The sequence below is a fragment of the Mycobacterium sp. 1245111.1 genome, assembly GCF_001673405.1.
In the GTDB taxonomy this organism is placed as follows: domain Bacteria; phylum Actinomycetota; class Actinomycetes; order Mycobacteriales; family Mycobacteriaceae; genus Mycobacterium.
Genome location: NZ_LZLV01000119.1, coordinates 44,383 through 64,936 on the forward strand (window position 1 = coordinate 44,383; position 20,554 = coordinate 64,936).

Sequence of the window (20,554 nt, forward strand, 5' to 3'; positions counted from 1 at the left end):
CCTATCCAGTCAATCTTTTACATAGTAAGCCTTATCTCTGACGATTTCCTGTCTGGACCACATACAACGGCGTCGAGTCTGGAGCCGGTAACAGTTACCGGGCAAAATCAGTGCACATCGTTCCCCGAGCATCGAGGTCGATAGCGGATGATGGGGGAGTGGCAGTCGGACTGAACGGGAAACCCGCGGCGGGACCCAAGCACCGAGCCGATCCGCAGCGCCTGCCGGCGCGCGCGGACGTGGCACCGCTGCCGCTCGGCGAAGAGACCAGACCGGCGTCGTTCGCCGAGTCGTTTGCCGGAGCCGACCCGCAAGCCGATGCGGAGCGGCAGCGCGCCCTGCGCCGGATGAAGGTCGTCGCGCTGAGCTTCCTGTTCGGTGCGACCGCGGTGTTCCTGGGTTGCCGGTGGGCACAGGCCAGCGGCATGACAGCCGCGTGGATCGGCTACGTGGGAGCCGCCGGCGAAGCCGGGATGGTCGGCGCGCTCGCGGACTGGTTCGCGGTGACCGCGCTGTTCAAGCATCCGCTGGGCATCCCGATCCCGCACACCGCGATCATCAAGCGCAAGAAGGACCAGCTCGGTGAGGGCCTGGGCACCTTCGTGCGGGAGAACTTCCTGTCGCCGGAGGTCGTCGGCACCAAGATCCGTGACGCGCAAGTCCCGAGTCGGCTGGGCAAGTGGCTCTCGGAACAGTCGCACGCCGAGCGGGTCGCCGCCGAATCGGCCACCGTACTGCGGGTGTTGGTGGAGCTGCTGCGCGACGAGGACGTCCAGCACGTCATCGACCGGATGATCGTGCGGCGCATCGCCGAGCCGCAGTGGGGGCCGCCGGTGGGCCGGGTGCTGGCCACACTGCTGGCCGAGCACCGGCAGGAGGCGTTGATCCAGCTGCTCGCGGACCGCGCGTTCCAGTGGTCGCTAAATGCCGGCGAGGTGATCCAGCGGGTGATCGAGCGCGATTCGCCGACCTGGTCGCCGCGGTTCATCGACCATCTCGTCGGTGATCGCATTCACCGCGAGCTGATGGATTTCACCGACAAGGTGCGCCGCAATCCGGAACACGAATTGCGCCGCTCGGCGACCCGATTCTTGTTCGAGTTCGCCGACGACCTGCAGCACGACGACGCCACGATCGCCCGCGCCGAGGCGGTCAAAGAGCAGTTGATGTCGCGCGAAGAGGTGACCAATGCCGCCGGAACGGCCTGGAAAACCGTCAAGCGGCTGGTGCTCGAGGGCGTCGACGACCCGTCCAGCGCGTTGCGCACCCGAATTGCCCACGCGGTGGTTCGAATCGGGGAATCGCTACGCGATGACGCGGAATTACGCGACAAGGTCGATAACTGGATCGTGCGGGCCGCCGAGCATTTGGTGGCCCAATATGGGGTCGAGATCACAGCGATTATTACTGACACCATCGAACGCTGGGATGCCGAAGAGGCCAGCCGGCGCATCGAATTGCATGTGGGCCGTGACCTGCAGTTTATCCGGATAAATGGGACGGTGGTGGGCTCGCTGGCCGGGCTGGTCATCTACGCGATCGCCCAGTTCCTCTTCTGAGAGTGCTTGCAAAAGTTCTTCGGCCTGCTAACAGTGCTTGCAAAAGCTAGCACCCGTTAGCTACCGTGGGCCGCGTTCGCACCTACAAGGCCGAGTTAAGGACTGGGGGAATCGTCAATGCCGCAGGAAGAAAACCTTGCTGCTGTGGTGACAACCGCCGCGTCGGACATCGGCAGCTTCATCAAAGCGCAGCGTGAGGCGGCGCAGGTCTCGGTGCGGCAGCTGGCGGAAAAGGCCGGCGTCAGCAATCCATATCTCAGCCAGATCGAGCGTGGATTGCGCAAACCTTCGGCCGGCGTGCTCAACCAGCTCGCGAAGGCGTTGCGAGTCTCCGCCGAGGTGCTCTACGTGCAGGCCGGAATGCTCGAACCCGGCCCGAGGAGTGAAGTCCGCGACGCCATCGTTGCCGACGCGACGATCACCGAAGGACAGAAGCAGGTCCTGCTGGACATGTACACGTCCTTCGTTCAGCAGAACGAGGCCGCCCGGGAGGAGAACACCTCTGCATAGACCGGGTGACCCAGACCCAATCCCTGACGCACGAACTTGAACGACGAAAGGAAACACCAATGGCAGAGAACAACCCGTCGATTGATGACCTGAAGGCCCCGCTGCTTGCCGCGCTGGGCGCCGCCGACTTGGCCCTGGCCACGGTCAACGACCTGCTCGCCGAGCTGCGTGACCGCGCCGAGGAGACCCGCACCGACACCCGCAGCCGGGTCGAGGAGAGCCGTGCTCGCCTGACCAAGCTGCAGGAGGAACTGCCCGAGCAGCTGCGCGACCTGCGCGACCGTTTCACCGCTGAGGAGCTGCGTAGCGCCGCCGAGGGCTACGTCGAGGCCGCGACCTCGCGCTACAACGAGCTGGTCGAGCGCGGCGAGGCCGCGCTGGAGCGCCTGCGCAGCCAGTCCGGTCTGGACGACGCCTCGGCGAATGCCCAGGGCTACGTCGACCAAGCGGTCGAGCTGACCCAGGAAGCGCTGGGCACCGTTGCGTCGCAGACCCGCGCAGTCGGCGAGCGTGCCGCCAAGCTGGTCGGCATCGAGCTGCCTAAGAAGACCGACGCCACCGCCAAGAAGGCGCAGAAGGCCGTCGCCAAGAAGGCTCCGGCCAAGAAGGCGCCCGCCAAGAAGGCTCCGGCCAAGAAGGCTCCGGCCAAGAAGGTCACCCAGAAGTAATTTCGCCTCACCACTCGACTCCGAGTCGCCCGCAAGGGTGACTCGGAGTCGACGTTTCTGGCGGCGCCCGCTTACGCTTAGTGGGTGGACTTGGTGAATATCGTCGTTTTCTACCTGCAAATCGGCGTAATGCTGATGACGCTCTACGCGTTCGTGCACGCGGCGATGCAGCGACCCGATGCCTACACAGCCGCCGACAAGCTGACCAAGCCCGTGTGGCTGGTGATCCTGGGCGTCGCCTTGCCGCTCGCCTACCTCCTCAACGTGATGGGCGCGGTCGGCGCGGCCTGCGCCGCCGGCGTGTACTGGGTCGACGTGCGGCCCAAACTCCTTGAGATTCAGGGTAAGTCGCGATAGCGGTATGCGAGTCTGCGTTCTCGCGGTGGCCACGATGGGCGCGCTCAGCGCGGCCGCTCCGGCGTCCGCCGACCCTGGTCCGGTGAGCGCCCCCTCCTATGCGCCGCCGTTCGTCGATCACGTGCAGTGGGCGCAGTGGAGTGGTTTGCCCAGCCTGCGTGTCTATCCGACGGCGTCGGGTCGCGCGGCCGCCAAGCAGCTCGGGTCGCCGAGCCCGGAGGCCGACGAGGCCTGGGCCGAGGTGGTGGGGCTGACGCCGCAAGCCGACACCCCCGGGATGCGCGACCAGTTCCGCTGCCACTGGGATTTCGCCGAGACCGTCGAGCCCGGCAAGACGAGCTGGAATCTGGAGCCGTGGCGACCCGTGGCCGATGCGGCGACGATGGTCGCCACCGGCTGCAATCCCGGCGGTCCGCGAGAGTCGTTCTGATGACCCGGACCCGGGAACAAGTCGCCGCGCTCGTCGACCACACGCTGCTCAAGCCGGAGGCCACCGCCGCCGACGTTGTCGCCGTCGCGGAAGAGGCTGCGGCGCTTGGTGTTTACGCCGTCTGCGTCTCGCCGTCGATGGTTCCGCATGCCGTGTCTGCCGGGATCCCGGTCGCCACGGTCGCCGGATTTCCGTCAGGCAAGCACATGCCCGAGATGAAAGCGGGAGAGGCGACGCTGGCGGTGGCGTTCGGCGCCAGCGAAGTTGACATGGTGATCGACGTCGGCGCCGCGATTGCCGGAGACATCGACGCCGTCCGGTCGGAGATCGCCGCAGTGCGCGCGGCCGTGCCCACCGCGGTGCTCAAGGTCATCGTCGAATCGGCCGCCCTGTTGACACTTGCCGACGAGCAGACGCTGGTGGCGGTCTGCCGTGCCGCGGAGGACGCCGGGGCCGAGTTCGTCAAGACGTCAACGGGTTTCCATCCGGCCGGCGGCGCATCACCGGCCGCCGTCGCGCTGATGGCCGAGACCGTCGGCGGCCGGCTGGGAGTCAAAGCCAGCGGCGGCATCCGCACCGCGGAGGCCGCCCTGGCGATGCTCGACGCGGGCGCCACCCGGTTGGGGTTGTCCGGCACCCGCGCCGTGCTCGACGAGCTGGGTTAGATTGCCCGCCTCCTCCTCATCGCGCTCCGCGCTCTGCATCGTCGACGGGCTGGGCTAGATCGCGCTGAAGCAGTCCTGACCCGATTGGGACTGCGATGACGACGTCGGGATCGTTGCGTTTTGAGTGGAGAACGTGGCTTCGACGCCGTCGCCGGTGACCTTCACGCTGTCGGCGTGGATGCCCAGCGGATAGTTCTGGGTCGCCTTCGAGGTGAGGTCGTCGAGATTCTTTTGGACGTCGCCGGTCGACATGTTGGAGCCCAGCGCGCTCAAGCTGACCACTTGCAGCGACAGCCCGTTGTTGACGATCTGCGGCTTGACGACGGCGCTGTTCAGCAGGCCTTTGAGCGTGACGGTGCCGTCACTGGGGTTGGTGGTGACCTGCCCGGTGACAAACTTGCCCAGCACCGGGATGGCGTCCTGGATCGACTGTTTGATGCCGTCGGACGACCAAGTGATGGTGCCGTTGATCGACCCGATCGTGCCCGCAGAGTTGTTGGTCGGGCTCAATTTGATGTTGCGGATGTCCAGGCTCACCTTCATGCCTTTGGCCTGGCGTACCTGGTTGCCGCCGGTCTGCACGGAGATGTCGCTGTAGTCCTTGGACAGGTACTGCCACAACACCGGTGGGGTCGGCGAGAACGACACCTTGGCGGTGTCCTGCACCTCGCACTGCACCGCGTTGGCCACCTTGGTGCTCGCGACATGGCGGGCGTAGAGCTCGCCGCCGATCGGAATCGCGATCACCACCAGCGCGACGATCAGCAGGATCAACAGCAACGACGTCCGGTTGGCGAAGAAACCGCGTCCGCCTGAGTCGTCGGCGGGTTGTGCGGCCCCCGGCGGAGGCGTCGGTATCGAAATCCGGGTGGTGAGGTTCTCGTGCGCGGGCGGCGGCGGCCCGGGCTGCTGCGGCCGCGGGTTGGGTGGCAACCCGGGTTGCGGCGGAGCCGGTTGCTGCGGTGCTCGATTCGGCGGCGGCGCCGGTTGCTGCGGCGGACGGCCCGGCGGGCGCCCGGGCTGCTGCGGCCGCGGCACGTCTCGCGCCGACGGCTGCGGTGGGCGGCCGGGCTGCGGGATGTGCCGGGTCGGCGATTCCGACGGCGGTGGCGGTACGCGGCGCGGCGGGAAGCCGCGGTTGGGTGGCCCGGATGGACGACCGCGCTGCGGGTCGTTGCTCGGGGGGCCTGGCGGGTTAGACATGCGCGAAGCAGGGGTCGTTTTGGGCCGCCGGTATCGACGCGTTCTGCGTCGAGAAGTGTGCTTGCACACCGTCATTGGTCACTTGCACGCTGTCCGCCTTGATGCCGAGCGGGTACTGCTTGAGCAGCGCCGCGGTGAACGTGTTCAGCGCGGTCTGCGCCGTCTCGTGCGGGATGAGGACGCCGAGTGCGTTGACCTTGTAGACCTGCAGCGTGAGCTGGCCATCGGTGACCTGCGGCTTGACGGTGACACCACCCAGGCCCATCGCCCCGGTGAGCTCGATGGTGCCCGCACTGGGGTTGGTGGTGACGTTGTTGACCAGGCCGCCGATGAACGGGAGCGAGTCCTGGATGGTCTCCTGGATGCCGTCCGACGTCCAGGTGATGGTGGCGTTCAGCTTGCCGATGGTGCCCTTGGAGTCGGCGTTGCCGTGCAGGTCGACGTCATCGATCTCGATGTCGGCCTTCATGCCTTTGGCGTTCTTGATGTTGTGGCCGGCGGTGTGGATGGTGATGTCCTTGTAGTGGCCCATGATGTGCTGCAGCAGGAATGGGCTCGGCCCGAAGGATGCGGTGGCGCCGTCCTGGACCACGCACTGGGTCGCCGAGGCCACGACGTTGTTGGCCCGATGGCGGGCATACAGCTCACCGCCGACCAGAGCGGCGATGCCCAGGGCCGTGACGATGACCAGAACCAGGATGATCGACACCGGATCGCCGCGGAAGGCAAAGCGGCGCTTGGCTTTCACGGGCTCGGTGGCGTCCTGCGCCGGCGGTTGCTCATAAGCCGTGGTGGTGGGATATTCCTGGACCGGTGGCGGGTACGACGGCGGAGTGGGCGGCTGATAGGAGTATTCGGCCTGCGGCGCCTGCTCGGTGGGCGAATTCTGGTCGCCCGGGCGAGCCCACGGCGAAGACGGGTCCTGCTGTGGGGGCCCCTGAGGATTCGTCACCTGCGCGATTCTGCCTTATCACCATGAGCAAACGCTGTGTAGTTGCGAAGCACTGCGATCGTCTCGCGGGCCTTGGTCACCTGCTCGAGGTCCAAGTCGGTGACGAGCAGTTCCGGCTCGCCGCCGGCGGAAGCCACCACCGCGCCGAACGGCGACACCACCGCGCTGCCGCCGACTCCGGTCGGCGCGCTGGAGGCCAGCGGTTCGCCGGGGTCGGCCTGCCCGGCCGCGATGATGTAGCTGGTGGAGTCCAATGCGCGGGCGCGGGCCAGCAAACTCCACTGCTCGAGTTTTCCCGGTCCGGCGGCCCACGACGCGCTGACCACGATCACCTGTGCGCCGCGGTCGGCCAGCGTGGTGAACAGTTCGGGGAAGCGGAGGTCATAGCAGGTCGTCAGCCCCACCCCGACCCCGTCCACGGTGATCGTCACCGGCTCGCGCCCCGGCGCGACCGTGGCCGACTCGGTGAACCCGAACGCGTCGTACAGGTGGATCTTGTCGTAGTGCGCGTCCACGCCGGAACCCTCAGGACCTACCGCTAGCAGCGTGTTGTGGACCCGCCCGTGGTCGGCGGGAGTGAACATGCCCACCACCACGGTGACGCCCGCGTCGGCAGCGATCCGGCGCGCTCCGTCGGCCCACGGCCCGTCGACCGGCTCGGCGATCGGGGCCAGCGGGACCCCGAACCGGCACATCGTCGCTTCGGGGAAGACCACCAGCGACGCGCCGGCCTCGGCGGCCCGCCCGGCGTAGTCGCGCACGATCTGCAGGTTGGCGGCCGGGTCGGTGCCGCTGAGGAGCTGTGCCACCGCGATGCGCATGATTGCCAGCCTAGATGCTCCACGAGCGTCGAGTTGTTGGGCCAAAAGGCATGATTTCGCCCGATAAGTCGACGCTCGGGGCGAGATGGCGGTGGCCGGATGCTTGAATCCTCACATGATCGAGTTCACGCTGAGGCAGACGACGACGGCGCCGATCGAGAAGGTGTTCGACGCCCTCACCAACCACCGCGGGATCGCGGACTACGTGTCGATGGCGCGTCGCAGCACGCTGGACCGCGAGGGCGTCCCCGCGCCCAACGGGGTCGGCGCGGTCAGGCGGATCGAGGCGCTCGGACCCCCGTTCGTCGAGGAGATCATCGAGTACGAGCGGCCGACACGCTTCGCGTACAAGATGGTGTCCGGCGCGCCGGTGCGCGATCACGTCGGCACGGTGACACTGCGTGAAGCGGGCACCGGCACCGAGGCCGAGTGGCACCTACGCTCCACGCCGACGATCCCGGGTCTGGACTGGTTGCTGAAGCCGGTGATGAAGAAGGTGATCGGCGACCTGTTCAAGGGCGGGATCGCCGTGGCCGAGCGAAATAGCTGAGCGTCAGGCGGTTTCGCTGATCCAGGTCGTGGTGAAACGCTGCTCGCGGATCAGCAGCTCGACCAACTGGCCGCCGATGAAGTTCTCCAGCTTGCCGCCGACCAGCGGGATTTTCACCTCGACGGTGGCCCGGAATTGCAGCCTCGCGCCGCCGTCGGCCAGTGGCTCGAGCACCGCGGTACCGGTCAGCGAGGCCGGTGAATCCAGGACCGAGCCGGTGACGGTCGCGGTCGCGGACCCGTCGACGATCGGCTCCCAACGCTCCTCGCGCCGGATGCGCAGATCGCCGCGGTGGAACTGGGTGACCAGGGCGGGCATCCGATCCGCCCGCAACACCTGGGTGGTGACGACGTCGATGACGCCGTCGTCGACCTCCATGGAATCGACCGTGGAATCGTCGACGCCCGAGTCGGCCAGCCGGGCCAGCCAGTACTGCTCGTCGCCGAACGCCCGGAGAACCGCTTCGACGGATTCCGCGTAGTCGGTAGACATGTCGAACGAACGCGGCATAGCAGGTCAGGCTACCGTCAACAACCAGGTAACCGGGTTTGAAGGGGGCACCGTGGGAACGGTTTTCGCCGGTGCGCGCGTCGAGGAGGACGTGCCCCTGGCGCCGCTGACCACGCTGCGAGTCGGCCCGGCCGCGTCGCGACTCATCACCTGCACCAGCACCGACCAGGTGGTCGCCACCCTGCGTCATCTCGACGGTGCCGGCGCTGGCTCGCTGTTGGTGTTGGCCGGGGGCTCGAACGTGGTGATCGCCGACACGCTGACCGACCTGACCGTGATTAGGTTGGCCACCAACGGTATTCGCGTCGACGGGAACATCTTGCGCGCCGAGGCGGGGGCGGTCTGGGACGACGTGGTGGTCGCGGCGATCGACGCCGGGCTGGGTGGGCTGGAATGCCTGTCGGGGATACCCGGCTCGGCGGGAGCCACCCCGGTGCAGAACGTCGGCGCGTACGGCGTCGAGGTTGCCGACAGCATCACTCGGGTTCGGTTGCTGGACCGCCGCAGCGGCGAGGTGCGCTGGACGCCCGCCGACGACCTCGGGTTCGGGTACCGGACGAGCGTGCTCAAGCGCTCCGACGCGGCGACAGTTCTCGAGGTGGAGTTCGCGTTGGACGCGACGGGCCGCAGCGCCCCCCTGCGCTACGGCGAGTTGGTCAGCGCGCTGGATGCCGAGGTCGGTGAGCGCGCCGAGCCCGCCGCGGTCCGCCGGGCCGTGCTGGGGCTGCGGGCCGGCAAGGGCATGGTGCTCGACGAGGCCGACCACGACACCTGGAGCGTCGGGTCGTTCTTCACCAATCCCGTTGTCGCACAGCAGGTTTACCAAGAGCTGGCCAGCCGGACCGATCGTCGGGTGCCGAGCTATCCAGCGCCGGACGGCTTCAAACTCGCCGCGGGCTGGCTGGTTGAGCAGGCCGGCTTCGGCAAGGGCTACCCGGATGTCGACGGCGCGCCCTGCCGGCTGTCGACCAAGCACGCGCTGGCGTTGACCAACCGGGGCGGGGCGAGCGCCGACGACGTGCTCGCGCTGGCCCGGACCGTGCGCGACGGGGTCCGGGATGTGTTTGGCATCACACTGATCCCCGAGCCGGTGCTGGTCGGCTGCACTTTGTAAGACGCGCGCGGAATGAGGGGTGTCGATTCCGCCGGTATCTTGATGTCGTGGACTCAGAGCGTGGCATCTCGCCGGTCACCCGGCGCCGGGCCCTGACGACTTTGGCGGTCGGCGTGTTCGCGCCCGGCGTGCTGGCGGCCTGCGCGGGCGGGTCGTCCAAGCAGGCCGAGAAGGCCAAGCCTCCGGCGCAGGCGGCGCTGACGTTCCGGCCGGCCGACAAGACCACCAAGGTGCTGCCGACGGCGCCGATCAGCGTCGAAGTGCGCGACGGTTGGTTCCAGCACGTCGCGCTGACCAACGCGGACGGCAAGGTCGTCGCCGGCACCCTCAACCGCGACCGGACCATCTACACGATCATCGAGCCGCTGGGCTACGACGGGACCTATACCTGGACTGGGACGGCGGTCGGTCACGACGGCAAGCCGCTGCCGGTGAAGGGCGAGATCACCACGATCGCGCCCACCAAGGTGATCGACGGCGGATTCCAGCTCGCCGACGGCCAGACCGTCGGTGTCGCCGCGCCGATCATCATCCAGTTCGACGCGCCGATCGCCGACAAAGCCGCGGTCGAGCGGGCGCTGAAAGTGACCACGGAGCCGCCCGTCGAGGGCAGCTGGGCGTGGCTGCCCGACGAGGTCGGCGGGGCCCGCGTGCACTACCGCACCCGCGAGTACTACCCGGCGGGCACCAAGGTCAACGTCGACGCCAAGCTCTACGGGCTGGCCTTCGGCGACGGCGCCTACGGCAAGCAGGACATGAGCCTGAAAATCGACATCGGCCGCCGCCAGGTGGTGAAGGCCGAAGTCTCGTCGCACCGCATCCAGGTGGTCCGCGACGAAGGCGTGATCATGGACTTCCCCTGCAGCTACGGCCAGGCCGACAAGGCGCGCAACATCACCCGCAACGGCATCCACGTGGTCAGCGAGAAATACGCCGACTTCTACATGTCCAACCCGGCCGCCGGCTACAACCACATCCACGAACGCTGGGCGGTGCGGATCTCCAACAACGGCGAGTTCATCCACGCCAACCCGAGCAGCGCCGGCGCGCAGGGCAACAGCAATGTGACCAACGGCTGCATCAACCTGTCGACGTCCGACGCCGAGCAGTACTTCGCCAGCGCGATCTACGGGGACCCGGTCGAGGTAACCGGCAGCACGATCGAGCTGTCGTACGCCGACGGCGACATCTGGGACTGGGCGGTCAGCTGGGACACCTGGGTGGGCATGTCGGCCCTGCCGCCCCCGAGCGGCGCCAAGCCCGCGCCGGTGTCGATTCCGCGCAGCGCGCCGGCAACGCCGCATGATGCACCGACGCTGTCGGGCACCCCGACCACGACGACTAGTCCTGCGGGGCCCGGCGGTTAAACCGGCTGCCCGGCGCCTGATCACGCGGCCGGATGACGATCTGATCGAGGTCGACGTGCGACGGCCGCGACGCCACGAAGCCGATCACCTCGGCGACGTCGCCGGCCGTCAACGGCGTGATCCCTCGGTAGACGGCGTCGGCGCGTTCCTGGTCGCCGTCGAATCGCACCAGCGAGAACTCCGTCTCGACGGCTCCGGGCGCAATCTCGGTGAGCCGCACCGGTTTTCCGAGTAGCTCGCCACGCAGGGTGCGGTGCAGCGCCCCCTGGGCGTGTTTGGCCGAGGTGTAGCCCGCGCCGTTGTCGTAGAGCTCCAATGCGGCGATCGAGGTGATGGTGACGATCAGGCCGTCGCCGGAGTCGATCAGCTTGGGCAGCAACGCGCGGGTGACCCGCAGCGTGCCCAGCACATTGGTCTCCCACATCCAGCGCCAATGCTCGAGATCGGCGTCGGCTACCGGCGCCAGGCCCTTGGCGCCCCCGGCGTTGTTGATCAGTACGTCGACCCGGTCCAGTTGGGCGGCCAGCGCATCGACGGCCGCTCCGTCAGTGACGTCGGCCACAACGGCCGTGCCGCCGATCTCGGCGGCCAGCGCGTTGATCCGGTCGGCCCGCCGGGCCACCGCGACGACGTGAAAGCCTTGAGCTGCAAGGGTTCTCGCGGTCGCCTCGCCGATGCCGGCGCTGGCGCCGGTGACGACCGCGACGCGTTGCCCGTCGTGCCGGTGGTGGGATGGCGTCGAACGCGGATCTTGGGAACTCATCTGGACGACTCTAGTAACCGTGCTAAATTCCTTCTGTGTACTCGAGCACCTTGTTCGGCTGTCTGCCCGCGTGTTGTTGCGCGGGCTGCGCGTGTTGTTGCCGCGCAACCAGCCGCTCCTGAGCTGACGCGCTAAAGCGCTCGCGACGGTGTGCGGCTCCCAGACCGCCATCGGACCTCGGACAAGGAATCGCAAATGCGCACAACGTCTTTCACTTCTCATCAGCACAACCCCCTCGCGGCCGCTCGCCGTCGAGGCCCCAGCCGTCATCGCGTGGTGGCGCCCTCGCTCCAGCTGTCCGACGCCGCCGCGTCGTCGGTCTTCCGGGCCGTGCGGCTGCGCGGCCCGATCGGCCGTGACGTCATCGCCCAGGTCACCTCGCTGTCGATCGCGACGGTAAACCGCCAGGTCATCGCCCTTCTGGACGCAGGAATCCTGCGGGAACGCGCCGACCTGGCCGTTTCCGGCGCGATCGGGCGTCCCCGGGTGCCCGTCGAGGTCAACCACGAGCCGTTCCTGACGCTGGGCATCCACGTCGGTGCCCGGACCACCAGCATCGTGGCCACCGACCTGTTCGGCCGCACGCTCGACGCCGTCGAGACCCCGACGCCCCGCACCGCGCAGGGTCCGGCTCTGGCTGCGCTGGCCGACGGCGCCAAGCGTTACCTGCGTCGCTGGCACCGGCGGCGGGCGCTGTGGGTCGGTGTCGCGATCGGTGGCACGGTCGACGCGGCCAGCGGCCACGTCGACCACGCCCGGCTGGGCTGGCGGGATGCACCGGTCGGTCCGGTGCTTGCCGAGGCGTTGGAGCTACCGGTCTCGGTGGCCTCGCACGTCGACGCGATGGCCGCCGCCGAGCTGCTGCTCGGCATGCGCCGGTTCGGGCCGAACTCCTCGACCAGCCTCTACGTCTACGCCCGCGAAACCGTCGGTTACGCGCTGATGATCGATGGCCGGGTGCACAGCCCGGCCAGCGGACCGGGCACGATCACCAACCTGCCCGCGCACTCCGAATTGCTGGGCGGCTCAGGGCTTTTGGAATCCACCGTCAGTGACGAGGCCGTGGTGGCCGCCGCGCGCCGGCTGCGGATCCTGCCCGCCCAGAACGGCTCGGTGACCGACGTCCTCAAGGCCGCCCGCGGCGGCAATCAGCAGGCCCAAGAGCTACTCGGCGAGCGGGCCCGCGTGCTCGGCGAATCGGTTGCGCTGCTGCGTGATTTGCTCAACCCCGACGACCTGGTGGTCGGCGGGCAGGCGTTCACCGAATACCCCGAGGGCATGAAGCGGGTGGAGGAGGCCTACCGGGCCCGGCTGGTGCTGCCCGCGCGCGACATTCGGATGACCGCCTTCGGAAACCGGGTCCAGGAATCGGGGGCCGGCATCGTGTCGCTCGCCGGCTTGTACGCCGACCCGCTGGGTGCCATGCGCCGCGCCGCGCCGCCAGTGCCCGCCTACGAGGTCGACGTCGAGACACCCGCCTGACCTGCGACTGAAGCCGGTGCTGCAAAGATGGCGGCGTGGGCCCTTCTGATCTGACCAATCCGCGTCGCGTCGCAGTGCTGGCCGTGCACACCTCACCGCTGGCGCAGCCCGGTGTCGGGGATGCCGGCGGGATGAACGTCTACGTGCTGCAGAGCGCGCTACACCTGGCCCGTCGTGGCGTGGAGGTCGAGATCTTCACCCGGGCCACCGCGTCCACCGATCCGCCGGTCGCGCGGGTGGCACCGGGCGTGCTGGTGCGCAACGTCGTGGCCGGGCCGTTCGAAGGTCTGGACAAATACGACCTGCCGACGCAGCTGTGCGCGTTCGCGGCCGGTGTGCTGCGGGCCGAGGCCGCCCACGAGCCCGGCTACTACGACATCGTGCATTCGCACTATTGGCTGTCCGGTCAGGTCGGCTGGCTGGCCCGCGACCGGTGGGCGGTGCCGCTGGTGCACACCGCCCACACCCTGGCCGCGGTGAAGAACGCCGCGCTGGCCGAGGGTGACACCCCCGAGCCGCCGCTGCGCACTGTCGGCGAGCAGCAGGTGGTCGACGAGGCCGACCGGCTGATCGCCAACACCGATGACGAAGCGGCGCAACTGGTTTCGCTGCATCATGCCGATCCCGCCCGCATCGACATCGCGCATCCCGGGGTCGACGTGGAGGTGTTCCGTCCCGGTGATCGGCGGGCGGCTCGCGCCGAGCTCCGGCTGCCGACCGACCAGAATGTGGTCGCGTTCGTCGGTCGCATCCAGCCGCTGAAGGGGCCCGACGTGCTGCTGCGCGCGGCGGCCAAGCTGCCCCGGGTGCACGTGCTGATCGCCGGTGGACCGTCGGGCAGCGGGCTGGCCGTTCCCGACGGCCTCGTTCGGCTCGCGGCCGACCTGGGTATCTCCGACCGGGTGACGTTCCTGCCCCCGCAGTCGCGGGACAACCTCGCCACCCTCTTCCGGGCGGTCGACCTGGTGGCCGTGCCGAGCTACTCGGAATCCTTCGGGCTGGTCGCCCTCGAGGCGCAGGCCTGCGGCACACCGGTGGCCGCGGCCGCTGTCGGCGGGTTGCCGGTCGCGGTGCGCGACGGGGTGACCGGCACGCTGGTGGCCGGGCACGACGCCGACCGCTGGGCCCGCGCGATCGACGACACGTTGAAGCTCGGCCCAGAAGCGTTGGGCCAGGCCGCCGTTGAGCATGCGGCCGACTTTTCGTGGGAGAACACCGTCAACGCGCTGCTGGCCAGCTACCGCCGCGCGATCGGCGACTTCACCGCCCGCCGTGCCGTTCGCGGGCTCCCGTCGACGCGGCGGCCTGCGCAGGCCGGACGACGGCCGACGCGGCGCAAGGCGTGGGCATGACATCAGCCGACAGCGACGGCGGCACACCGATCACCCATGTCCAGCAGGTGATCGAAGACACCCTCGACACCAACCAGCTGACCTACACCCGCCACGAGGGCGCCCACGGCGGGCTGCCCGGGCTGGTCGTCGAGCTGCCCGGCGAGCGGCGGCTCAAGACCAACACCATCCTGAGTATCGGCGAGCATTCGGTGCGCGTCGAGGCGTTCGTCTGCCGCAAGCCCGATGAGAACCACGAGGGTGTCTACAAGTTCCTGCTCAAGCGCAACCGTCGGTTGTACGGCGTCGCCTACACCCTCGACAACGTCGGCGACATCTATCTGGTCGGCCGGATGGCGCTGGCATCGGTGGACGCCGCCGAAATCGACCGGGTACTCGGACAGGTGCTCGAAGCGGTGGACACCGACTTTAATACGTTGCTGGAGTTGGGTTTTCGCTCGTCGATCCAGAAGGAATGGGAGTGGCGGGTGTCGCGCGGCGAATCGCTGAAGAACCTCGAGGCGTTCGCCCATCTCATCGACGACGACGAGGACTAGGTGGCCACCGCGTTACGCTCGGCGACCTTTCGGGAGGTCGTGAAATACTTCCCCGCATGGGAGACGCTGCTGCGACGCTGGTTCTGCTCCGCCACGGCGAAAGCGAATGGAACGCGAGTAACCAGTTCACCGGCTGGGTGGACGTCAACCTGACCGACAAGGGCCGCCGCGAGGCGGTCCGCGGCGGCGAACTGCTGGCCGAACATGACCTGCTGCCCGACGTGCTTTACACGTCGCTGCTGCGTCGCGCGATCACCACCGCGCATCTGGCGCTGGATACCGCCGACCGGCTGTGGATACCGGTCCACCGCACCTGGCGGCTCAACGAGCGGCATTACGGGGCGCTGCAGGGTCTGGACAAGTCCGAGATCAAGGAACGCTACGGCGACGAGCAGTTCATGACGTGGCGCCGCAGCTACGACACCCCGCCGCCGCCCATCGAGAAGGGCAGCGAATACAGCCAGGACGCCGACCCGCGTTACGTCGACATCGGCGGTGGCCCGCTCACCGAATGCCTGGCCGACGTGGTGGCCCGATTCTTGCCCTACTTCACCGACGTCATCGTGCCTGACCTGCGGGTCGGTAAAACGGTGCTGATCGCCGCGCACGGCAATTCGCTGCGCGCGCTGGTGAAGTACCTGGACGGCATGTCCGACGACGAAATCACCGGTTTGAACATTCCGACCGGAATTCCGCTGCGCTATGACTTGAACTCGGATATGCGTCCGGTGGTCGCGGGCGGCAGCTACCTCGACCCGGAGGCGGCGGCGGCCGGCGCGGCCGCGGTGGCCAGCCAAGGGGCGAAATAACCCCCCGATCGCAGCAACTGGGCAAACGTCGGGTAAACGGGCACCGAACACCTGTCTCGCGGCATGTGACATGACCGATTTTGGCCTTGTGCTGCTGGGTTGGCGTTCACCGGAATCGTAAGCTTTTCACGTGACCGTGTTCTCGGCCCTGTCACTGGCCGGGGTCTTGTTCTCCGCGGCCCTGGCCGTCGGAATCACCGTCGGCGCGCGTTGGGCGCCGCGGGCGATCGACCGACGGCAACGCGTGGCCGTCGAAGCCGCTGGAATCACCGTCGCGCAGATGCTGCAACGCATCGTCGCGCTGATGCCCCTGGGCGCCGCCGTCGTCGACCGGCACCGCGACGTTGTCTACCACAACGACCGGGCCAAAGAGCTCGGCCTGGTCCGCGAGCGGCAGCTCGACGACGAGGCCTGGAACGCGGCCCGCAAGACACTGGCCGACGGCGCCGACGTCGAATTCGACCTGCTGCCGGGCAAGCGGCAAGTGCCGGGTCGCTCGGGCCTGTCGGTGCATGGCCAGGCGCGGCTGCTCAGCGAGCAAGATCGCCGGTTCGCGGTGGTCTTCGTCTACGACCACTCCGAATACGCCCGCATGGAGGCGACCCGCCGCGACTTCGTGGCCAACGTCAGCCATGAACTCAAGACGCCGGTTGGCGCGATGTCGGTGCTGGCCGAGGCGCTGCTGTCCTCTGCCGACGACCCCGAAACCGTGCGGCGGTTCGGCGAGAAGGTGCTCGTCGAGGCCACCCGGCTGGGCAGCATGGTCAGCGAGCTGATCGAGTTGTCGCGGCTTCAAGGCGCCGAGGCGATGCCGGAGATGGGCCCCGTCGAGGTCGACGAGGTGGTCTCGGAAGCGATTTCGCGCCACAAGGTGTCCGCCGACAACGCCGACATCGTCGTGCGCACCGATAACGCCAGCGGCCTGCGGATGCACGGCGAGCAGGCCCTGCTGGTCACCGCGCTGGCCAATCTCGTGTCGAATGCGATCGCCTACTCGCCCCGCGGTTCGCTGGTGTCGATCAGCCGGCGCCGCCGCGGCGACAACATCGAAATCGCCGTCACCGATCGCGGGATCGGCATCGACCGCAAAGACCAGGAGCGCGTCTTCGAGCGGTTCTTCCGCGCCGACAAGGCCCGCTCGCGAGCCACCGGCGGCACCGGACTCGGGCTGGCCATCGTCAAGCACGTCGCCGCCAACCACGGCGGCAGCATCGGTCTGTGGAGCCAGCTGGGCACCGGGTCGACGTTCACGCTGTCGATCCCCGCGTATGCCGGCGAGCTGGAACCCGAAGATCTGTCACCCGAGCGCGAACCGCGCCCCATAAAGCCCCAACGGGAGCCCCAACGAGAGGAAGAACTACACCGATGACCATTGAGGAACAGCGCTGATGACAAGTGTCCTGATCGTGGAGGACGAAGAATCGCTGGCGGATCCGCTGGCGTTCCTGCTCCGCAAGGAAGGCTTCGAGGCCACCGTGGTGACCGACGGCCAGACGGCATTGGCCGAGTTCGATCGGGCCGGCGCCGACATCGTGCTGCTCGACTTGATGTTGCCGGGCATGTCGGGCACCGACGTGTGCAAGCAATTGCGGTCGCGTTCCAGCGTGCCGGTGATCATGGTGACGGCTCGCGACAGCGAGATCGACAAGGTCGTCGGGCTCGAGCTGGGCGCGGATGACTATGTCACCAAGCCGTATTCGGCACGCGAGCTGATCGCGCGGATCCGGGCGGTGTTGCGCCGCGGTGGCGACGACGACTCCGAAGTCACCGACGGTGTGCTGGAATCCGGCCCGGTGCGGATGGACGTCGAGCGTCACGTCGTCTCGGTCAACGGCGAGGCAATCACCTTGCCGCTCAAGGAATTCGACCTGCTCGAGTACCTGATGCGCAACAGCGGCCGGGTGCTGACCCGTGGACAGTTGATCGACCGGGTGTGGGGTGCCGACTACGTCGGTGACACCAAGACCCTCGACGTTCACGTCAAGCGGCTGCGCTCGAAGATCGAGTCCGACCCGGCCAACCCGATCCACCTGGTGACGGTGCGCGGGCTGGGCTACAAGCTCGAAGGCTGAGGTAGCGGGCGGGTCGCTATTCGGCGGCCCGCGTGGCGGGGTGCACAGCGATGAGCCCTAACCCGCTGCGCCGCTTGCACATTGCGGCAAGCTCGGCGTAGGCCTTCTCGCCGAGCAGCTCGGTGAGTTCGGGACCTAGGCTGACCCACACCGGCTCGGCGCCGACGTGGGCGGCCGGGTCGCCCGTGCAGTACCAGTGCAGGTCGGCGCCGCCCGCGCCCCAACCGCGGCGGTCGTACTCGGTGACCCAGGTCTTGAGAATTTCGGTGCCGTCCGGGCGGGTCACCCATTCCTGACTGCGGCGAATTGGCAACTGCCAGCACACATCCGGCTTCATTGTCAGCGGTTGCACACCCAGCTTGATCGCCTTGGTGTGCAGCGCGCAGCCCATGCCACCGGGGAAATCTGGGCGGTTCAAAAAGATGCAGGCGCCCTTGTATTTACGGGTGCGGAACTGCTCTTCGCCCTCGTGCTCGTCGAGCTCGAGGTAGCCCTTGCGGCCCAGGCCCTTGTCGCGGAACTGCCAGTCGTCGTCGGTGAGCTTGGATACGGCGTCGTCGAGGCGGGCCCGATCGTCGTCGTCGGACAGGAACGCGCCGTGCGAGCAGCAGCCGTCATCGGGACGGTTCTCGACCGTGCCCTGACAGGCGGGGGTGCCGAACACGCACGTCCACCGCGACAGCAGCCACGTCAGGTCGGCGGCGATCAGGTGTTCGGGGTTGTCCGGGTCGTAGAACTCGACCCACTCGCGGGCGAAGTCCAACTCGACTTCACCGGGGTGTTCGGGGTGCGCACTTGCCACAGTTTTAACGGTAGACCAATCCTTGGCCAGGCTGCTCACCCGTAAGGTTGTGTCTCGTGCGATTAGGTGTTCTCGACGTGGGTAGCAACACGGTCAACCTGCTCGTGGTGGATGCCCGCCGCGGCGGACATCCGACGCCGATGAGTTCAACCAAGGCCACCCTGAGGCTGGCCGAGTCAATCGACAACTCCGGCAAGATCACTCGCAAGGGCGCCGACAAGCTGATCGAGACGATCGAGGAGTTCGAGAAGATCGCCGACAGCTCCGGGTGCGCCGAGTTGATGGCGTTCGCCACGTCGGCGGTGCGCGACGCCAAGAACTCCGACGACCTGCTCTCCCGGGTTCGCAAGGAGACCGGCGTGGAGCTGCAGGTGCTGCGCGGTGTCGACGAGTCGCGGTTGACGTTTCTCGCGGTCCGCCGCTGGTACGGCTGGAGTGCTGGCCGGATCATCAACCTCGACATCGGTGGCGGCTCGCTGGAGCTGTCCAACGGCGTCGACGAAGAGCCCGAGGTCGCGATGTCGCTGCCGCTGGGCGCCGGCCGACTGACCCGCGAGTGGCTCGCCGACGATCCGCCCGGCCGTCGCCGTGTCGGCATGCTGCGGGACTGGCTGGACTCCGAGCTGGCCGACGCAGCCGCCAAGATGCTGGACGCCGGCAGCCCCGACCTGGCCGTGGCAACGTCGAAGACATTTCGTTCGCTGGCCCGGCTCACCGGCGCCGCGCCGTCGGCTGCGGGGCCGCGCGTGAAGAGGACGCTAACGGCCAATGGCCTCAGACAACTCATATCTTTCATCTCTAGGATGACGACCGCTGACCGTGCAGAACTGGAAGGGGTGAGCGCCGAGCGAGCGCCGCAAATCGTGGCGGGAGCTCTGGTCGCAGAAGCGAGTATGCGAGCGCTGTCGATAGAAACGGTGGACATTTGCCCGTGGGCGCTGCGAGAGGGTCTCATTTTGCGCAAACTCGACAGCGAAGCTGACGGAACCGCCCTCGTAGAAACGTCTGTGCGAGATGCTGGTAGTCAGCGAGCCAATCGGAATGGTGGCAAAAAATGACCGGTCCCCGCGACACCACCCGACCCATCTCGGTGGCCGAGCTGCTGGCCAAGAACGGCACGCACGGCGCCCCAGCACCCGCCCGCCGTCGTCGCCGTCGTGGCAACTCCGACGCGGTGACCGTCGCCGAACTGACCGGCGAGATCCCCGTCATCAACGACGAGACCGATCCGGCCGGCGACGACCACCCCGCGCCGGAATCGCACGCGCATCGCGCCAACGGACGGCTCCGCGCCGACGAGGAGATCGTCGAGGCGCCCGCCGACGAGCCGCCGGCCGAGAAGTTCTGGTCCGAGCCCGAGCCACGCTGGCCGGCCTCCGCCCCGCCCCGTCCGCGTGAGGCGGCCGCAGCGCGCGAGCAGCGGCCCCAACGAAGCTCCTACCCCCGTCCACTGCGCAACAACGTCCGGCCTGACCCGCGCGAGGACAACTCACCGGATCGGACCGGCGCCGAAGACATGATCCCCGACCCGTTCGAGGACTACGCGGGCATGTCGGTGGACGTGATGGACACAGATGTGCGCGACGCCGAGCCTGCCATCGAAGACTCCGCCTACGTGCGCTCGTATCTACGGTCGTCGACCGGCAAGGGTGACGTCGAATCACGTTCCGGCGCTGGGTATCACGACATCGACGAGGTCGCCGAGGAGGACTATCCCGACGACGGCGAGCTCGACGAGCCGTACACCTGGTCGCGGTCCGAGAGCATGCGTTTCGGCGGAATGGTCGTGCTGCAGTCGCTGGTGGCCGTCGGATTCGGTGCGGGCCTGTTCATCGCTTTCGATCAGCTGTGGCGCTGGAACAATATCGTCGCGCTTGTCCTCGCGATACTCGTCATCCTCGGCTTGGTCCTCGGCGTGCGGGTGGTGCGCAAGACCGAAGACATCGGCAGCACGCTGATCGCGGTGGCGGTGGGGGCACTGGTCACGCTGGGGCCCCTGGCGTTGTTGCAATCCGGCTAAGCCGCAACTCCA

Annotated in this window: 23 protein-coding genes; 17 read left to right on the top strand and 6 right to left on the bottom strand. The window is 67.9% G+C overall.

Annotation, left to right across the window (positions count from 1 at the left end; translation table 11 throughout):
- Positions 1 to 221 precede the first annotated feature (221 nt).
- From A5658_RS19610 to deoC, 6 genes are all read left to right on the top strand, one after another.
- Positions 222 to 1,559, top strand: a complete 1,338-nt coding sequence (locus A5658_RS19610) for a DUF445 domain-containing protein (RefSeq protein ID WP_156751562.1) — start codon at positions 222 to 224, stop codon at positions 1,557 to 1,559.
- Between the two features lie 117 nt (positions 1,560 to 1,676).
- Positions 1,677 to 2,069, top strand: a complete 393-nt coding sequence (locus tag A5658_RS19615) for a helix-turn-helix domain-containing protein (RefSeq protein WP_067339087.1) — start codon at positions 1,677 to 1,679, stop codon at positions 2,067 to 2,069.
- A gap of 59 nt (positions 2,070 to 2,128) precedes the next feature.
- Entirely contained in the window at positions 2,129 to 2,737 is a 609-nt protein-coding gene (locus A5658_RS19620; protein WP_067339091.1) for a heparin-binding hemagglutinin, read from the top strand.
- A gap of 129 nt (positions 2,738 to 2,866) precedes the next feature.
- A complete protein-coding gene (locus A5658_RS19625; protein WP_067339177.1) occupies positions 2,867 to 3,094 on the top strand; it encodes a DUF2516 family protein in 228 nt (75 codons plus the stop codon).
- A gap of 4 nt (positions 3,095 to 3,098) precedes the next feature.
- Positions 3,099 to 3,524 carry a DUF2599 domain-containing protein gene (locus A5658_RS19630; protein WP_067339093.1) on the top strand — a complete coding sequence of 142 codons (426 nt, stop codon included), beginning with the start codon at positions 3,099 to 3,101 and terminating at the stop codon, positions 3,522 to 3,524.
- Positions 3,524 to 4,189: a deoxyribose-phosphate aldolase gene (deoC, locus tag A5658_RS19635; protein ID WP_067339096.1), complete on the top strand. Its 666-nt coding sequence runs from the start codon at positions 3,524 to 3,526 to the stop codon at positions 4,187 to 4,189. Before A5658_RS19630 ends, deoC begins: the two co-directional genes overlap by 1 nt.
- 54 nt (positions 4,190 to 4,243) lie before the next feature.
- On the opposite strand, the gene A5658_RS19640 is transcribed toward deoC, so the two are convergent.
- Genes A5658_RS19640 through A5658_RS19650 form a run of 3 tightly spaced genes read right to left on the bottom strand, consistent with a single transcriptional unit; the run spans position 4,244 to position 7,165 of the window.
- On the bottom strand, positions 4,244 to 5,392 hold the full coding sequence (locus A5658_RS19640) for a DUF2993 domain-containing protein (protein WP_082993300.1): 1,149 nt from the start codon (positions 5,390 to 5,392) through the stop codon (positions 4,244 to 4,246).
- Positions 5,385 to 6,344, bottom strand: coding sequence for a DUF2993 domain-containing protein (locus A5658_RS19645; protein WP_067339098.1), 960 nt, complete (start codon positions 6,342 to 6,344; stop codon positions 5,385 to 5,387). The genes A5658_RS19640 and A5658_RS19645 overlap by 8 nt, the downstream gene beginning before the upstream one ends.
- The gene (locus A5658_RS19650; protein ID WP_067339100.1) at positions 6,341 to 7,165 is read right to left on the bottom strand and encodes a carbon-nitrogen hydrolase family protein; all 825 of its coding nucleotides are present in this window, start codon (positions 7,163 to 7,165) and stop codon (positions 6,341 to 6,343) included. Before A5658_RS19650 ends, A5658_RS19645 begins: the two co-directional genes overlap by 4 nt.
- A gap of 115 nt (positions 7,166 to 7,280) precedes the next feature.
- On the opposite strand from A5658_RS19650, the gene A5658_RS19655 reads away from it, so the two are divergent.
- Positions 7,281 to 7,715, top strand: coding sequence for an SRPBCC family protein (locus A5658_RS19655; protein WP_067339180.1), 435 nt, complete (start codon positions 7,281 to 7,283; stop codon positions 7,713 to 7,715).
- A gap of 3 nt (positions 7,716 to 7,718) precedes the next feature.
- Here the strand turns inward: A5658_RS19655 and A5658_RS19660 are convergent, their stop codons facing one another.
- Entirely contained in the window at positions 7,719 to 8,225 is a 507-nt protein-coding gene (locus A5658_RS19660; protein ID WP_067339102.1) for a DUF2505 domain-containing protein, read from the bottom strand.
- Between A5658_RS19660 and A5658_RS19665 the strand changes: the two genes are divergently transcribed.
- A complete protein-coding gene (locus A5658_RS19665) occupies positions 8,206 to 9,339 on the top strand; it encodes a UDP-N-acetylmuramate dehydrogenase (RefSeq protein ID WP_082993301.1) in 1,134 nt (377 codons plus the stop codon). The two genes, A5658_RS19660 and A5658_RS19665, sit on opposite strands and share 20 nt — an antisense overlap.
- 47 nt (positions 9,340 to 9,386) lie before the next feature.
- Positions 9,387 to 10,706: an Ig-like domain-containing protein gene (locus A5658_RS19670; RefSeq protein WP_067339107.1), complete on the top strand. Its 1,320-nt coding sequence runs from the start codon at positions 9,387 to 9,389 to the stop codon at positions 10,704 to 10,706.
- Here A5658_RS19670 and A5658_RS19675 read toward each other — a convergent pair.
- The gene (locus A5658_RS19675) at positions 10,681 to 11,469 is read right to left on the bottom strand and encodes an SDR family oxidoreductase (protein WP_067339109.1); all 789 of its coding nucleotides are present in this window, start codon (positions 11,467 to 11,469) and stop codon (positions 10,681 to 10,683) included. The genes A5658_RS19670 and A5658_RS19675 overlap by 26 nt on opposite strands.
- Positions 11,470 to 11,664: 195 nt before the next feature.
- Between A5658_RS19675 and A5658_RS19680 the strand changes: the two genes are divergently transcribed.
- From A5658_RS19680 to regX, 6 genes are all read left to right on the top strand, one after another.
- Positions 11,665 to 12,951: an ROK family protein gene (locus A5658_RS19680; protein ID WP_067339112.1), complete on the top strand. Its 1,287-nt coding sequence runs from the start codon at positions 11,665 to 11,667 to the stop codon at positions 12,949 to 12,951.
- Positions 12,952 to 12,986: 35 nt separating this feature from the next.
- Positions 12,987 to 14,303: a D-inositol-3-phosphate glycosyltransferase gene (mshA, locus tag A5658_RS19685; RefSeq protein ID WP_156751557.1), complete on the top strand. Its 1,317-nt coding sequence runs from the start codon at positions 12,987 to 12,989 to the stop codon at positions 14,301 to 14,303.
- Positions 14,300 to 14,839, top strand: coding sequence for a YbjN domain-containing protein (locus A5658_RS19690; protein ID WP_067339184.1), 540 nt, complete (start codon positions 14,300 to 14,302; stop codon positions 14,837 to 14,839). The genes mshA and A5658_RS19690 overlap by 4 nt, the downstream gene beginning before the upstream one ends.
- A gap of 56 nt (positions 14,840 to 14,895) precedes the next feature.
- A complete protein-coding gene (locus A5658_RS19695) occupies positions 14,896 to 15,648 on the top strand; it encodes a phosphoglyceromutase (protein WP_067339114.1) in 753 nt (250 codons plus the stop codon).
- Positions 15,649 to 15,778: 130 nt separating this feature from the next.
- Complete coding sequence (locus A5658_RS19700) at positions 15,779 to 17,017, top strand: cell wall metabolism sensor histidine kinase WalK (protein ID WP_067339116.1); 1,239 nt, start codon at positions 15,779 to 15,781, stop codon at positions 17,015 to 17,017.
- Positions 17,018 to 17,036: 19 nt separating this feature from the next.
- Positions 17,037 to 17,720: a two-component sensory transduction protein RegX gene (gene regX, locus A5658_RS19705; protein WP_067339119.1), complete on the top strand. Its 684-nt coding sequence runs from the start codon at positions 17,037 to 17,039 to the stop codon at positions 17,718 to 17,720.
- 16 nt (positions 17,721 to 17,736) lie between these two features.
- On the opposite strand, the gene A5658_RS19710 is transcribed toward regX, so the two are convergent.
- Positions 17,737 to 18,522 carry a hypothetical protein gene (locus A5658_RS19710; RefSeq protein ID WP_067339121.1) on the bottom strand — a complete coding sequence of 262 codons (786 nt, stop codon included), beginning with the start codon at positions 18,520 to 18,522 and terminating at the stop codon, positions 17,737 to 17,739.
- Between the two features lie 56 nt (positions 18,523 to 18,578).
- On the opposite strand from A5658_RS19710, the gene A5658_RS19715 reads away from it, so the two are divergent.
- Entirely contained in the window at positions 18,579 to 19,580 is a 1,002-nt protein-coding gene (locus A5658_RS19715) for a Ppx/GppA phosphatase family protein (RefSeq protein ID WP_067339124.1), read from the top strand.
- Positions 19,577 to 20,542 (top strand): hypothetical protein, encoded by a 966-nt coding sequence (locus A5658_RS19720; RefSeq protein ID WP_067339126.1) that lies wholly within the window; start codon positions 19,577 to 19,579, stop codon positions 20,540 to 20,542. Before A5658_RS19715 ends, A5658_RS19720 begins: the two co-directional genes overlap by 4 nt.
- Positions 20,543 to 20,554 lie beyond the last annotated feature (12 nt).